The 1,374-nt window shown below is 48.5% G+C and carries 1 protein-coding gene and 1 pseudogene; both read left to right on the top strand.

What is annotated here, in order from left to right; genetic code table 11:
- Positions 1-335: pseudogene (locus tag ACTF5U_RS09015) on the top strand (YifB family Mg chelatase-like AAA ATPase); the annotation flags it as partial.
- On the top strand, positions 332-1,374 hold a 1,043-nt coding region (locus tag ACTF5U_RS09020), incomplete at its 3' end, for a UvrD-helicase domain-containing protein (protein ID WP_438971298.1). The pseudogene ACTF5U_RS09015 and the gene ACTF5U_RS09020, both read left to right, overlap by 4 nt.

The following is a 1,374-nucleotide window of genomic DNA, read 5'->3' on the forward strand; positions in this document are numbered from 1 at the left end:
CGCTGCTTCGAGGCTCGAACGTGGATAAAAATGCCGAAACATCGGAACAGGTTCGACGCCGGGTTACCCTTGCTCGTCACGTACAAATAGAGCGACAAGGCAAAGCGAATAATGAATTACAGCATAGAGAAATAGAGGTTTATTGTCCCTTGAGTGACAGTGATTATCAGTTGGTGGAAAAGGCAATAACACGCCTTAGCCTGTCTGCACGGGCCTACCACCGTATTCTTAAAGTGGCACGTACCATCGCCGATTTGGCTGGTAGTGCTGATATTTGCACCGAGCATGTCAGTGAGGCGATTGGGTACCGACGTATGGATCAAAAAGGCCTGTGAATGATCTGAATCCACAACAGCAGGAAGCTGTGCGTCACATTGATGGACCTCTATTAGTACTGGCCGGTGCGGGAAGTGGTAAGACCCGTGTTATTACGCGGAAGATCGCCTACTTAATAGAAAAATGCGGTATTCCAGCGCGTAATATTGCGGCAGTAACATTCACCAACAAGGCTGCACGGGAAATGAAAACCCGTGTGTCTGAGCTCATGGCTAGTCGTCAGAATGCGTCGACTCGTGGTTTGATGGTTTCGACCTTTCATACGTTGGGTCTCAACATTCTTCGACGTGAATTTAAACATCTCGGTTTTCGCAGTGGTTTTTCGATTTTTGATGCGCACGATAGTCTGGCGGTATTACGCGATCTGATGGGCCGTGATTTTGCTGCCGATAGTGAACACGCTGAGCAAGCGCAGTGGCAAATTTCCGAGTGGAAAAATCAGCTGATTATGCCTGAGCAGGCGATGCAGATTGCAGAGGCAGGTAGCCAGATGTCTGCTGCCAAGATTTACCCGCGGTATGTTGAAGCCCTAAAAGCCTATAACGCTGTCGATTTTGATGATTTGATCCTAAAGCCGGTGATGTTGTTTCGGGAAAACCGCGAGGTGCTTCAGAAATGGCAGGCGCGCATTCATTACCTCTTGGTCGATGAGTATCAGGATACGAATGGTTGCCAGTATGAACTGGTGAGACAATTGGTTGGTATTCGTGAAGCCTTGACGGTGGTGGGTGATGATGACCAATCCGTTTATTCATGGCGAGGTGCCCGACCAGAAAACCTGGCCCAGTTGCAGACAGATTATCCCCGTCTGAAGTTAATCAAACTGGAGCAGAACTACCGTTCAATGGGCCGTATTCTGCGTGTTGCTAATACGCTTATCCGAAATAATCCCCATGTGTTTGAAAAACAACTCTGGAGTGCAATGGGTGAGGGCGATCCGATTCGGGTGATTGGTTGTCGTGATGATGAACATGAGTCGGAAAAAGTGGTCTCCGAGCTGCTTTACCACAAGCTCAAACACCAGGCGAGTTTCAAAGA

Source organism: Methylophaga sp. (assembly GCF_965655755.1).
In the GTDB taxonomy this organism is placed as follows: Bacteria; Pseudomonadota; Gammaproteobacteria; order Nitrosococcales; family Methylophagaceae; genus Methylophaga.